The sequence below is a fragment of the Streptomyces sp. NPDC048211 genome, from assembly GCF_043202315.1.
In the GTDB taxonomy this organism is placed as follows: Bacteria; Actinomycetota; Actinomycetes; order Streptomycetales; family Streptomycetaceae; genus Streptomyces.
In genome coordinates this window covers 26,252-39,571 of record NZ_JBIDAD010000009.1, presented here as the reverse complement: position 1 = coordinate 39,571, position 13,320 = coordinate 26,252, and the positions used below count along the sequence as shown (strand labels likewise).

The 13,320-nt window shown below is 70.3% G+C and carries 10 protein-coding genes; 9 read left to right on the top strand and 1 reads right to left on the bottom strand.

The features are described 5' to 3' along the window. Positions 1–12: 12 nt before the first annotated feature. From ACGFZA_RS28985 to ACGFZA_RS28945, 9 genes are all read left to right on the top strand, one after another. On the top strand, positions 13–306 hold the full coding sequence (locus ACGFZA_RS28985; protein ID WP_385276700.1) for an acyl carrier protein: 294 nt from the start codon (positions 13–15) through the stop codon (positions 304–306). Then, the gene (locus tag ACGFZA_RS28980; RefSeq protein WP_393682949.1) at positions 303–1,307 is read left to right on the top strand and encodes a 3-oxoacyl-ACP synthase III family protein; all 1,005 of its coding nucleotides are present in this window, start codon (positions 303–305) and stop codon (positions 1,305–1,307) included. Before ACGFZA_RS28985 ends, ACGFZA_RS28980 begins: the two co-directional genes overlap by 4 nt. A 54-nt stretch (positions 1,308–1,361) precedes the next feature. Continuing rightward, positions 1,362–2,234 (top strand): class I SAM-dependent methyltransferase, encoded by an 873-nt coding sequence (locus ACGFZA_RS28975; protein WP_385276706.1) that lies wholly within the window; start codon positions 1,362–1,364, stop codon positions 2,232–2,234. Positions 2,235–2,297: 63 nt separating this feature from the next. After that, positions 2,298–3,149, top strand: a complete 852-nt coding sequence (locus ACGFZA_RS28970; protein WP_393682946.1) for a thioesterase family protein — start codon at positions 2,298–2,300, stop codon at positions 3,147–3,149. Between the two features lie 22 nt (positions 3,150–3,171). Then, complete coding sequence (locus ACGFZA_RS28965; RefSeq protein ID WP_385276712.1) at positions 3,172–4,617, top strand: MFS transporter; 1,446 nt, start codon at positions 3,172–3,174, stop codon at positions 4,615–4,617. Between the two features lie 143 nt (positions 4,618–4,760). Beyond that, positions 4,761–5,987, top strand: a complete 1,227-nt coding sequence (locus ACGFZA_RS28960; RefSeq protein WP_385276715.1) for a cytochrome P450 — start codon at positions 4,761–4,763, stop codon at positions 5,985–5,987. A 149-nt stretch (positions 5,988–6,136) separates the two neighbouring features. Next, positions 6,137–6,973: an SDR family NAD(P)-dependent oxidoreductase gene (locus ACGFZA_RS28955; protein ID WP_385276718.1), complete on the top strand. Its 837-nt coding sequence runs from the start codon at positions 6,137–6,139 to the stop codon at positions 6,971–6,973. Further along, the gene (locus tag ACGFZA_RS28950) at positions 6,970–8,175 is read left to right on the top strand and encodes an acyl-CoA dehydrogenase family protein (protein ID WP_393682943.1); all 1,206 of its coding nucleotides are present in this window, start codon (positions 6,970–6,972) and stop codon (positions 8,173–8,175) included. The genes ACGFZA_RS28955 and ACGFZA_RS28950 overlap by 4 nt, the downstream gene beginning before the upstream one ends. Before the next feature lie 304 nt (positions 8,176–8,479). Further along, a complete protein-coding gene (locus ACGFZA_RS28945; protein WP_393682942.1) occupies positions 8,480–9,001 on the top strand; it encodes a 4'-phosphopantetheinyl transferase family protein in 522 nt (173 codons plus the stop codon). A gap of 45 nt (positions 9,002–9,046) precedes the next feature. On the opposite strand, the gene ACGFZA_RS28940 is transcribed toward ACGFZA_RS28945, so the two are convergent. Then, positions 9,047–13,276, bottom strand: coding sequence for a molybdopterin-dependent oxidoreductase (locus ACGFZA_RS28940; protein ID WP_393682940.1), 4,230 nt, complete (start codon positions 13,274–13,276; stop codon positions 9,047–9,049). Positions 13,277–13,320: the final 44 nt, after the last annotated feature.

Below are 13,320 nucleotides of genomic sequence, written 5' to 3'. Positions count from 1 at the left end.
GAGATGACCCAAGTGACCCAGCACACGGCCGAGACGGTCGGCGGCGGCAACACGGACTACGCACGCGTGCTCGAAGAAGTACGGGAACTGATCGCCAACCACCTCAAGGTCCCCCTGGACGAGGTGACGCCCGAGACCCAGCTCCTCGACCTGCCGGGAGTCGACTCGCTCAAGCTGCTGCAGGGGCTGCTCGCGGTCGAGGACCACTTCGGGATCACCTTCGACGAGGACGAGGCCCCGGCAGTCCGCAGCATCGCCCAGGTCGCCGCGCTGGTCGCGGAAGCCGTGAACAGCGACCAGTCGTGACGCTGCGCTCACGGATCGCGGCCGTGGCCGTCCATCTGCCGGAGCGGCGCCTGGCCATCACGGACGTCGAGGAGGAGATGGCCGCCCGGAACCCGGACCTCGACCTGCCCCGGGGCCTGATCGAACGGTTCACCGGGGTACGCAACCGTTACGTCGCACCGCCGGACTGGGAGGCGTCCGACCTTGCGGTGGCGGCCGCACACAACCTCTTCGATCAGACCGGCCTCGGTGTCGGCGACGTCGACCTCATCGTCTTCGCCGCCGCGAGCGGCGACGTCCTCGAACCGGCCACAGCGCACATCGTCGCCGAGCGGCTGGGCGCGACCTGCCCGGTCTTCGACCTCAAGAACGCCTGCAACTCGGTCCTCAACGCCATCGAGATCGGCGACACGCTCATCCGGGCGGGCAGCTACCGGCGCATCCTGGTGGCCTGCGGAGAGGCTCCGACCCGGCTGCTCGGCAACACGGTGACCAGTGTCCAGGACTACGTGGAGAGCTGTGCCGCCCTGACCATGTCGGACGTGGGCGCCGCGCTGCTCCTGGAAGCGAGTGACGAGCCCGGTGTCCTCGCCCACAGGATGGGTGCCAACTCCCGGGCCTGGCGGGCCTCGGTCACTCCGATGACCACCAACGCCGAAGGACGGCTGGAGATCGGCCGGCTCAAGGTCAAGCCGATGAAGATGCTCAGGGCGCTGGCCGATACCGACTTCAGCCTGATCACCAAACTCCTCGCGGAGAACGACCTGACCATGGACGACTTCGCCCTCGTCTGCGTGAGTCAGATCTCGGTGCCGTACACCCGGCAGTTCTGCGAGAGCCTGGGCATTCCGGACGACAAGGTCCTGATCACGGTCGATGAGCACGGCTGCGCCAACGCGGCAAGTATCCCTCAGCAGTTGGCGGCCGCCTCGGCGTCCGGGCGCCTGCACGGAGGCGACCTGGTCTGTCTCATCGGGCTCGGCAGCGGACTGAGCTTCGGCGCCGTGGTCGTCCGATGGTGACCCGCTGAACCGGCCGTCCACATCGAAGCAATCAAACGAAGGGTTGAAGAGGGAATGGGAACAGCGGGCACGCAGGAGAGCTACAACGGCGCATCTCCCGACGCCATCCAGCACCACTACGACGTGTCGAACGAGTTCTACCGGGTCTGGCTGGACGAGAACCGCATCTACTCCTGCGCACTCTGGGAGGACGGCGACACCCTGGAGAGCGCCCAGCTGCGCAAGCTGGACTACTTCGTCGCGCAGACCGACGCCGCCGGCAGCGGCAGGGTCCTCGACATCGGCTGCGGCTGGGGCGGTCTCCTGCAGCGCATGAGCGACGTCCACGGGGTGGAGTCCACCGTCGGACTGACACTGAGCGAGGAACAGGCCGACGCCGCACGCGCCCTCGGACTGCCCGGCGCCGAGGTGCGCCTGGAGAACTGGATGGACCACCGGCCCACCGAGAAGTACGACGCGATCATCTCCATCGGCGCGTTCGAGCACTTCGCCCGCCGGGGACTGTCACGCGCCGAACGCGTCGCGGGCTACCGGGCGTTCTTCGAGAGCTGCCGCTCCTGGCTGCGCCCGGGCGGCCGTCTGGGCCTCCAGACGGTCGGCAAGGGCAACGTGGTCAAGCTCGACCGCGCGTACATCCGCGACATCGCGTTCGTCTCGGACGACATCTTCCCGGAGACCGAGCCGCCCCGGCTCTCCGAGATCCTGGAAGCCAGTGAGCTGATCTTCGACCCGATCGCGGTGCGCTTCGACGGCGCCCACTACGGGCGCACGATCAGGACCTGGCTGGAGCGCCTGCAGAAGAACCGGGCCGCCGCCGAGGCGGTGGCGGGCCCGGAGACCGTCCTCAAGTACGAGCGCTATCTGGAGGTCACCGCCCAGTCCTTCGAGAAGCGCTTCGCCAACCTGTTCCGCATCACCTTCGAATGACCGCCGGGTGACCGACCCGCAGTACGACCCGGCCCGGCCGATCAACCTCCAGGAGTTCCACTGATGAAGCCCGAGACAGACTTCGACCGAGGCACGGCAGTCCGCCGGGTCGGGGAGACGGGCGACCGGTTCCAGGCCGAACTGCGCACCGAATGGCTCAACCGCGGAATCGTGAACGGCGGGCTGCTGCTCGCCGTCGCGGCCCGGGCTCTGGGCGAACGGCTCCAGGAGGGCTCGCCCCATGTGGACCCGTTCGCGCTGAGCGCCCACTTCCTCAGCGGCTCGGCTCCCGGACCGGTCGAGATCGAGACCTCGGTGGTCCGCCAGGGACGCCAGCTGTCCACCGGCACGGCTTCCCTCATCCAGACCGACCACAAGGGAGCGCAGTCCGAACGGGTCCGTCTCGTCGGCACGTACCGCGACCTGGACACGCTGAACGACGAAGTGTTCACCACCGCGACCTGCCCGGACCTGCCCCCCGTCGAGGAATGCGTCAGCACCGAGACGGCATCGGCCGAGATGCTCTCCCTGTCGGGGCTGCACGAGCGCCTCGACCTGCGGCTGGACCCCCGCACCACCGGATGGTCCAACGAACAGGGGCCGTCCGGCGCGGGAGTGGCGCGCGGCTGGATGCGGTTCAGGGACGGCCGCGAACCCGACGCCCTCGCCATGCTCCTCGCCTCCGACGTCCTGCCACCGGTCAGCTTCGACCTGGGCGCGGCAGGGTTCCCCCTGACCGTGCAGATGGCCGCGTACGTACGGGCGAAGCCCGCCCCGGGCTGGCTGCGCCTCACGCAGAGCACGAGGAACTACGCCGGCGGCTTCCTGGAGCAGGACGTGGAGATCTGGGACAGCAAGGAGCGCCTCGCCCTGCAGGCACGCCACCTCATCTACGTCGTGCCGAACGGTGACTGAGCAACCGAGGGGATTGCACACCATGACGACTGAACCACCGGCCGGTGCGGGGGGAGGCCGCGTCGTGATCACGATCCTCGCGGCCGGTGCGACGTTCCTGGCGATGCTCGACGCGACCGTGGTCAACCTCGCCGTTCCCGAGCTGCGTTCCGGCTTCCCTTCGGAGTCGTTGTCCGACGTCATGTGGGTCATCACGATCTACGCCGTACCCCTGGCGGCCCTGCTCGCACCGGCGGGACGCCTCGCCGACATCGTCGGGCGCAGACCTCTGTACATGTCCGGCGTGGGCCTCTTCGTGGCGGCATCGGCACTGTGCGGGGCGGCCCCGAACCTGCCCACGCTGCTCATCGGCCGCTGTGTGCAGGGCATCGGCTCCGCGGTCATGATCCCGGCCTCCCTCGTGCTGCTGCTGCACGGGGTGCCGGTGGCGCGCTGGACACGGGCGATCGGCATCTGGAGCGCCGCCACCGCACTGGCCGCGGCCGTCGGACCCACGGTCGGGGGTGCCCTCGTCAGCTCCCTCGACTGGCGGGCGATCTTCTACATCAACCTCCCGCTCGGTGGGCTGCTGCTGCTCCTGGCGGCCCGCGGCGGCAGGTCGTCGCGGGCCGAGCGGGCCGGCGGACGTGCCGGCATGCCGGACTGGATCGGTGCCCTCCTCCTGGGCCTCGGTCTGGGAGCCATTGTTCTCGCGGTGAGCAACGCCCAGTACTGGGGATGGGGGGACACCAGGACGACCGTCTCGATCGTGGGCGGCGCCGTCGTGGTGGCGGTGGCGATCCGGCGCTCGGTGGGTCATCCCGTCCCCGCGCTCGAGGTCGACCTGTGGCGCGACAGCACGTTCTCCTTCTCCGTGGGGGCTTCCGCCCTCTACGGGATCGTGATGTGCATATGGCTCCTGGCCGGGGTCCTGATCCTCAACCAGGTCTGGCACTACTCGGTGTTGAAGACCGGCTTCGCGATGACGCCCTGTGCCCTGGCCGCGGGGGCCGCCGCGCTGTTGGTCGGCCGGATCGGATCGGCCCGCATGCCGAAGTACGCCATCGCCTCGGGATCGCTTGCGATGGCAGGGGCGAGCGTGTGGACCTGGCTGGCCCTGGACGCCGAGCCCGACTTCCTGGACTTCTGGCTGCCGTGCGGGGTGCTCGTCGGTGTCGGTATGGGCGCGGTGGTGACCGGGACCGCGTGCAGCGTCCTGCTGTCCAGCGCGCCGGAGCGGCTGGCGGGCGCCATCGGGATGAACACCTCGGCCCGGCAGCTGGGCACCGCGTTCGGCGTCGCCCTGGTGGCCCTCATCCTGCCGGGCGACGGGCCGGCACGCATCGGCGACTTCCATCACGCGCTGCTGACCGCCGGGGCCGTCGCCGTGGCCGTCGCCCTGCTCGGTCTGGTCATGCCCGTGCCGCGGACGGCCGGATCCGGGGCCGGGCAGCCGGTGACGAGCGAAACGGTGCCCGAACGAGCATGAGACGGCCAGGCGCAAGCGCCGTCGGCCGACGGCGGGCGCGTCCCGGCAGGGCGGTACGGGGCACACCCGGTCGCATGTGCCCCACACGGCCGTCCCACCGGCATCCCCCTGACAAGCGCCTACAAGCCAAGAGGAGAATCCACGTGACGATACGTGAGCACAGCCTGCTGATGGACCTGCTGGACGCCGGCAGCAGGCATGACCCCTACCCGCTCTACGCGCAGCTGCGGGAGAAGCCGATCCCCATGCAGGGGAGGGACGGCGTGGTCGTGGGCGACTACGACACCTGCGCGAGTCTGCTGCGAGACCCCCGGCTCGGCACCGACCGCTCCGTGGTGGAGGGCGAGGCCACCGGCCGGGACCGGCTGCGGCCACCCACCTTCCTGTCCATGAACCCGCCGGACCACACCCGGCTGCGGGGCCTCGTGTCGAAGGCGTTCACCCCCAAGAGCGTGACGGCCCTGGCCCCGAACATTCAGGCCGTCATCGACAAGCTGCTGACCAAGGCACTGGTCAAGCCGGAGTTCGACTTCGCGGGAGAGATCGCCTACACCCTGCCGCTCACGATCATCAGCGACATGCTGGGCGTGCCGCACGAGGACATGCCGAAGCTGGAACGCTGGTCGAGGGCCTTCACGATGGTGCTGGACCCCGTGATCACGTTCCGCCAGGCCGACGACAGCCAGCTCCAGTCCATCAGGGACGCGCGGGACGAGTTCGCCAACTACTTCGCCCAGAAGATCACCGAGAGGCGCGCCGACCCCCAGGACGACCTCCTCACCCGGCTCGTGCAGATCGAGGAGAGCGGCGACACCCTCAACGAGCTCGAAGTGATGACCACGTGCGGTCTGCTGCTGGTGGCGGGGCACGAGACGACCGCCTCGCTGACGTCGAACGCGCTGCTGGCGCTGCTGCGCCACCCCGACCAGTTGGAGGCACTGCGGCGCGACCCCTCCCTCATCGAGGGTGCGGTGGAGGAGACCCTCCGCTGGGACCCCCCGGTCCAGATCACGGCCCGGACGGTGAATGAGCCGGCCCGCATCGCCGGCCACGACCTGCCCCCGCGCGCCGTGGTGCTCATCCTGCTCGCCGCGGCGAACCGGGATCCCGCACACTTCGAACGTCCCGACGACTTCGACATCACCCGTGAACGGGTGCCCCACCTGGCCTTCGCGGCCGGCATCCACTTCTGCCTCGGCGCACCCCTCGCCCGCCTCGAAGCGGCCCTCCTGCTCCGGGCGTTCGCCGAGCGGGTCGAGCAACCCCGGCTGATCGACGTCGAGTACAGGTCGCATGTGAACGTTCGCGGCCCCAAGCGCCTGATCATCGGGCACTCCGGGGCGACACAGGACACAGTGAGCCCCGCATGATCCGGACGAAGGGCCCCGGCCGAAGGGCTCCAGGGCGCCCCTCCCGGCACCCTGCGCCCCGCCGGGCCGGGCACTGCCGGTCGGAGCGCCGGTGACTGGCAGCACGCACAGGGGACCGGCAGACGCGACGACGTGGAGAGACGGCGGGCATGGCAGAACTTGACTTTCACGGCAGGGTGGCCGTCGTCACCGGCGCGGGCAACGGCCTGGGCCGGGCGCACGCCCTGGAGCTGGCCCGGCGGGGCGCCCAGGTCGTCGTCAACGACCTGGGTTCGGGGCTGGACGGCGGGGGAGGTTCGCAGGGGCCTGCCGCCGAGGTCGTCGGCCTGATCCGCGACGCGGGCGGCGAGGCGATCGCGGACACCGGCGACATCAGCGTCCCCGAAGGCGCCAGGAGCCTTCTGGCGCGGACGCTGGACACGTTCGGCCACATCGACATCGTGGTCAACAACGCCGGGATACTCCGGGACCGCTCCTTCGCCAAGATGGAGCCGGAGGACTTCGACCGGGTCCTGGCCGTGCACCTGAAGGGCAGCTATCTGGTGACCCGGGAGGCCTGGCCGCATCTCAGGGAGCGCGGCTACGGCCGCATCGTGATGACGTCCTCACCCGCGGGCGTCTTCGGTAACTTCGGCCAGGCGAACTACGCGTCGGCGAAGGCCGGCGTCATCGGCCTGACGAAGACCCTGGCCATCGAAGGGGCCCGGCGCGGCATCGGGGTGAACGCGATCGCGCCGATCGCCAGGACGCGGATGACCGAGGCCATGCTCCCGCCCGACTCCGGAGACCTCTTCGCCACCGACCAGGTCAGCGCCCTCGCCACCTGGCTCTCCCACGAGAACTGCCGTTCCACGGGCGATGTGTTCAACGTCGGAGGCGGACGGATCACCCGCATCCTCTATGCCGAGGGACCGCTCTTCGACCAGGTGAAGTTCACCGCCGAGGACATCGGGAATCACTGGCCCACGCTGGTTGGAGAATCATGAACATGGAGCTGGACGAGGACCTCGTCGAGATGCGCACCTGGGCGCGGGGCTTCGCCCGGAACGTGCTCAGGCCGGCGGCGTCGGAATGGGACGAACGGGAGGAGGTCGCCTGGCCCGTCATCCAGGAGGCCGCGAAGATCGGTCTGTACTCCCTGGACTTCTTCTTCACCCAGTCGCTCGAAGAGACCGGCCTCAGCCTGCCGGTGGTGTTCGAAGAGCTCTTCTGGGGCGATGCGGGAATCGCCACGGCCTTCGCGGGGACCGGCCTGGCCGCCGTGTCCGTACTGGCCAACGGCACCCCGGAACAGCAGGTGGAGTGGATCCCGCCCATGTTCGGCACGGCCGACGACGTGAAGCTCGGCGCCTTCTGCGCCTCCGAGCCCGGTGCGGGCAGTGATGTCGGAGCGATCCGCACCACGGCCCGGTACGACGGGGCGAAGGACGAGTGGGTCATCAACGGTGGCAAGACATGGATCACCAACGGAGGCATAGCCGCGGTGCACGTCGTCGTCGCCTCGGTGGACCCGGCACTGGGCAGCAGAGGCCAGGCGACGTTCGTGGTGCCCCCGGGCACGCCGGGTCTGTCGCAGGGCCGCAAGTTCAGCAAGCACGGGATCCGGGCCTCGCACACGGCCGAGGTGTTCTTCGACGACGTACGCGTGCCGGGGTCCTGCCTGCTGGGCGGGAAGGAGCAGCTGGACACGCGGCTCGCCCGTGCGCGGGAGGGCAGGTCCTCCGGGAGTCAGGCCGCCTTCAAGACCTTCGAGTCGTCGCGGCCCACGGTGGCGTCCATGGCCGTGGGCATCGCACGGGCAGGGTACGAGTACGCACGTGACTACGCCTGCGAGCGCGAGCAGTTCGGCCGGAAGATCGGAGCCAACCAGGCCATCGCCTTCCTGCTGGCGGACATGGCGACCCGGGTCGACATGGCACGGCTTCTCACCTGGAGGGCCGCCTGGATGGCCCGTAACGGCAAGGCGTTCGACAAAGCCGAAGGCTCGATGTCGAAGCTGGTCGCCGGTGAGACCGCGGTCTGGGTGACGGAGCAGGCCATTCAGATCCTGGGCGGCGCGGGCTACACCCGTGACCACCCGGTGGAGCGCTTCCACCGGGACTCCAAGATCTTCACCATCTTCGAGGGGACCTCGGAGATACAGCGCCTCGTCATCGGCCGTGCCGTGACGGGGCTGACGATCGGCTAGCGCCCCGGTGGAACAGACCTTCCAGACCGCCCGGCACGGTCACCGGGAACTGACGGCGAGCCGAGCCGTTCACGTGTGGGTGGGCCGGTCCCGGAGCAAGGCCGAGGAGGCATGCCTCGCCCTCCTCTCGCCCGGGGAGCGGGACCGCCATCGCACACTGAGAGGCGCCGCAGGGGCTCACTACGCCGGCGCGCACGCGTCGGTACGACGCGTCTTGGCCCGGTATCTCGAAACAGCGCCCGCCGACATCGAATTCGGCACCGCGGCCTGCGCCACCTGTCGGAGCTCCGCTCACGGGAAGCCCGTGGTCGTACAGCCGGATACGACACCGCTGCGGTTCAGCCTTTCGCGGAGCGGACCGTTCTGGGCCCTGGCGGTCTCCACCGTCGACCTGGGTGTGGACATCGAGGAGCGCCGCGAGGTCGACGTGCACGGCATCGGCGAGTTCGCCCTGTCCGTCGCCGAGCGCGAGTTCCTGGCAGGCCTCGCCGAGAGCGACCGACAGGCGGCCTTCTTCCGCTGCTGGACCAGGAAGGAAGCCGTGGTGAAGGCCAGCGGCCACGGGCTGTCGGCGAACCTGCGCACGGTCGAGGTCATGACCTCGACCGCTCCATGGGCGCTGGTGGACCACGCGCCGGCCATCGCCCCGGACGGGTGGGCAGTGGGGGACCTGCCGGTCTTCCCGGGGCTGTGCATGGCGCTGGCTTACCGGGCCCGTCACGGCGACGCCCCCGAGGCCGTGGAACGCGTGGTCGTCTTCGACGAACACGGGGGCGGGTGGCCGCACCCGCCGGCCGACTGGCCGCGGTCCGCGTTGCTCGGCTGAGGGCGGCTCACCCGCGACCGGGTGCCCGCCCCGAGTGCCGGCTCGTCAGTAGACGTCGCGGACGTAGCGTTTGTCCGCGGCCAGGCGCCTGACGTAGGCGGCGGCTTCGTCGTTCTTCATGCCTCCATGGGCGACGGCGATGTCCGCGAGTGCCTGGTCGACGTCCTTGGCCATGCGCGCCGCGTCGCCGCAGACGTAGAAGTGGGCGCCGTCGCGGAGCCACTGCCACAGGCGCGGGCCGTGCTCACGCATCCGGTCCTGGACGTAGATCTTGTTGCGCTGGTCGCGGGAGAACGCGAGGTCGAGGCGGTCGAGGTGGCCGGAGGCCAGGTACGCCTCCAGTTCCTGGCGGTAGTAGAAGTCGGTGGCCCGGCGCTGCTCACCGAAGAAGAGCCAGTTGGGGCCGGTGTGGCCGCGGGCCCGGCGGTCTTCGAGGAAGCCGACGAAGGGGGCCACACCGGTTCCGGGTCCGACCATGATCATGGGGGTGGCGGGGTCGGCGGGTGGGCGAAAGTGCGGGGAGCGCTGGACGAACACCTGGACCGGGCCGTCGTCCGCGCAGTCGGCGAGGTAGGTGGAGCACACCCCTTTGCGGTCACGGCCGAGCTCGTTCGTGTAGCGGACGACGGAGACCGTGAGGCGGACCTCGCCGGGGTGGGCGAGCGGGCTGGAGGAGATGGAGTAGAGGCGGGGCTGGAGGCGCTTGAGGACGCCCGCCCATTCCGCTGCCGAGGCCCGCACGGGGAACGCCGCGACGACGTCGGCGGCCTGCCGGCTCCAGCTCCACTTCGCGAGGGCGTCCTTGTTGTCGGGGCGCAGCAGGCGCTTCAGTTCGTGGCTTCCGGTGCGCTCCGCTGTGAACCGGAGAAGGCCGGTGGTGATGCGGGCGATGTCCAGGCGGGTGCGCAGTGCTTCTTCCAGGGCGATGGGTGCGCCGTCGCCGAGGTCGACCGGCTCGCCGGGGTCGAGTCCGGTGAGGGCGAGCCATTCGGCGACGAGCGGGGTGCCGTTGGTCGGCCGGATGCCGAGAGCGTCCCCGGCGTCGTAGGCGAGCCGGCCGTCGCGGGTGTCGAAGGCGAACTGCCGGACCTCCTTCGCGGAGCCGGGCAGGCTCAGCAGTCTGTTGCCGACGAGCAGGGTGGCGAACGGTGATGCCTTGCTGGAGCCGGCCGGTGCGGGAGCCGGAGCGGCGGAGGTGTCCGCCGGCAGAGCCTCGACGGCCGTGGTGATGAGGGACCCGGCCCGTGCGGGTGAGGTTGGCCCCGCCGCACCTGTGGCCACGGGCAGCGGATCGCCGGCTGTGGCCAGGGCGGTGAGGACATGGCCGAGCCACTGGTCGGCGGCCTCTTCGAAGTCGGGTTCGCAGTCGGTGCGGGGGGCGAGCCGGGTGGCTCCGAGGGCGTCGAGGCGTTCGTCGAGCCGGCGGCCGTGTCCGCAGAAGTCGGCGTAGTGGGAGTCGCCGAACGCGAGGACCGCGTAACGGACTCCTTCCATCCGTCCGGCGTCCGGGTCGGACAGCGTCTGCCAGAAGTCCGCGCCGTTGTCAGGGGCGTCGCCGTCGCCGAACGTGCTGGTGACGAGGAGCAGGTCCGTATCGGGGGTGAGGTGTGCCGGGGACGCGTCGGCCATGGGGAGCAGCTCGGGGGCGTGGCCTGCCTGGGCGAGGCGGGCGGCGGCACTCTCGGTGAACTCCTCGGCGTTGCCGGTCTGCGACGCCCACAGGATGAGCAGGCGGCGGCTCGGTTCCGTTATGCCGGCGGCGGCGGGGGCCGGGGTGGCGGGCAGGGCGGCGCGGGAGAACATTCCGGCGAGGACCCCGTCGACCCACCGAGCGTGGCCCGGGTCGAAGGGGGCGTCCCGCGGCAGGACGGGAACGTGTCCGTCGGGGGGCGCCTGGGCGAGACCGGAGAGGTAGCCGGACAGATAGGTGCGCTCGTGCTCGGCCAGGGGTGCGGGGGCCAGTGCGGCGATGCCGAACAGGGTGGCGAGCGCCTGGACGGGGGAGTCCGCGGCGGCCGCTGCCGGCACGGGGGCGGGGCTCACGGGCGTGGCCTCCGGCTGGGTGCTGGGGCGGGCAGCAGGTACGGGGGCGGCCGTCCTGGCGAGGGTGACGGCACACACCTTGAACTCGGGCTGGAAGGAGACCGGGTCGACGGCGTCGTTGGTGACGGCGTTGATGCTGAGGTACTCGCCGAACAGGTCGTTCCAGTGGAACGGTGCGAAACAGTTGCCCGGACGGACGCGGTCGGTGACCACGGCGGGCAGTACGGCGCGCCCCCGGCGGGAGGCGACCTCCAGGTGATCGCCTTCCGTGATCCCCAGGGCGTCGGCGTCCTCGGGGTGGACCTCCACGAACGGACCGGGGTTGAGCCTGTTGAGCTTGGCGACCTTGCCGGTCTTGGTCATCGTGTGCCACTGGTGTTGCAGGCGGCCGGTGTTGAGGACGAACGGATAGTCGTCGTCGGGGAGTTCCGCAGCCGGGAGGTGCGGGCGGGCGAAGAACTGCGCACGCCCGCTCGCGGTCGGGAAGGCCAGCCGCGGGCGCGTACCGTCCTCGCGCTCCAGCAGGGCCTGGCTGACACCGTCGTTGAGATAGCGGACCGGGTTGCGGTCCGGTCCGTCGACGGCCGGTGCCGGCCACTGGACCGGTGTGGTGCGCAGCCGCTCGTAGGTCACGCCACGCAGGTCCCATCCCGTCCTGGGATTCCACGCCCGCTTGAGCTCCTCGAACACCTCCTCGGCACTGTCGTACGTGAACGCGTCGGTGAAGCCCATCGCGCAGGCGACCCGGGCGATCAGCTGCCAGTCGGGCAGTGCCTGCTCAGGGGGGTCGACGACGCTCTGCACGAGCGTGAGGTTCCGCTCGGAGTTGATCATGATGCCGTCGGACTCCGCCCACAGCGTCGCGGGCAGCACGACGTCGGCGTAGGCGTTGGTCTCGGTCTCGGCGAACACGTCCTGTGTGACGACGAGTTCGGCGGCCTCCAGGCCGGCGATGACGGTCCTGCGGTTGGCGACCGAGGCGACGGGGTTGGTGCAGATGATCCAGCACGCCTTGATGTCGCCGGCGGCCATCCGCTCGAACATCTCGACCGTGCCGCGTCCGACCTCGGTACGCAGGGAACCCTCGGGGATCCTCCACAGGTCCTCGATGAAGGCGCGCTCGGCCTCGACCAGGACGGAGCGCTGACCGGGCAGGCCGGGGCCCATGTATCCCATGTCCCGCCCGCCCATGGCGTTGGGCTGGCCGGTGAGGGAGAGGGGCCCGGAGCCCGGGCGGCAGAGAGCGCCGGTGGCGAGGTGCAGGTTGACCAGGGCGTTGGTGTTCCAGGTGCCGTGCGTGGACTGATTCAGGCCCATGGTCCAGCAGCTCACCCACTCACCTGCCTCACCGATCCACTGTGCGGCCTGCCGGATGTCGCACTCGGGGATGCCGGTGATCTCCGCGACCTTCGCGGGCGGGTAGTCCCCGAGGAAATCGGCCATCTCCTCCCAGCCCTCGGTGAACTCGGCGATGAACGCCTCGTCGGTGTGGCCGTTCGCGACCAGGAGGTGCAGCAGGCCGTTGAGCAGGGCGAGGTCGGTGCCGGGCTTGATCTGGAGGAAGAGGTCGGCCTTGTCGGCGGTGGCGTTGCGGCGCGGGTCGACGACGATCAGCCGGGCTCCGGCCGACTTGATCCGGTCCATCATGCGCAGGAAGAGGATCGGGTGGCAGTCGGCCATGTTGGCGCCGATCACGAAGAACGCGTCCGCGTGATCGAGGTCCTGGTACGAGCCGGGAGGGCCGTCAGCGCCCAGCGACAGCTTGTAGCCGGTTCCCGCCGAAGCCATGCACAACCGCGAGTTCGACTCGATCTGGTTCGTCCGGACGAAGCCCTTCGCCAGCTTGTTCGCCAGATACTGCGCCTCCAGGGACATCTGCCCGGACACGTAGAAGGACAGGGCGTCCGGCCCGTGCTCGTCCAGAATCGTCCTCAGCCTGCCGGCCACCGACGCGATCGCCTCGTCCACGTGCGCCTCGGCGGGCTGGGCGCCCCGTTCCGCGCGCACCAGTGCCCTGGCGGCGCGCCCGGACGCGGCCATCATGTCCGCGCTCGTCGAGCCCTTGGTGCACAGGCGGCCCGCGTTGGTGGGATGGTCCTGGTCCCCGGACACCTTCGACGCCCGGCGTCGCCCGTCGGCGGGGTCCCGGGTGATGTCGAGCACGATTCCGCAGCCGACCCCGCAGTACGAACAGACCGTACGGACCCCGTCCTTCTTCGAGCCAGCTGGCACCGAACCCCCACTTTCCGGCCTGCTGCCGCTTGAGCGGGCCGGTG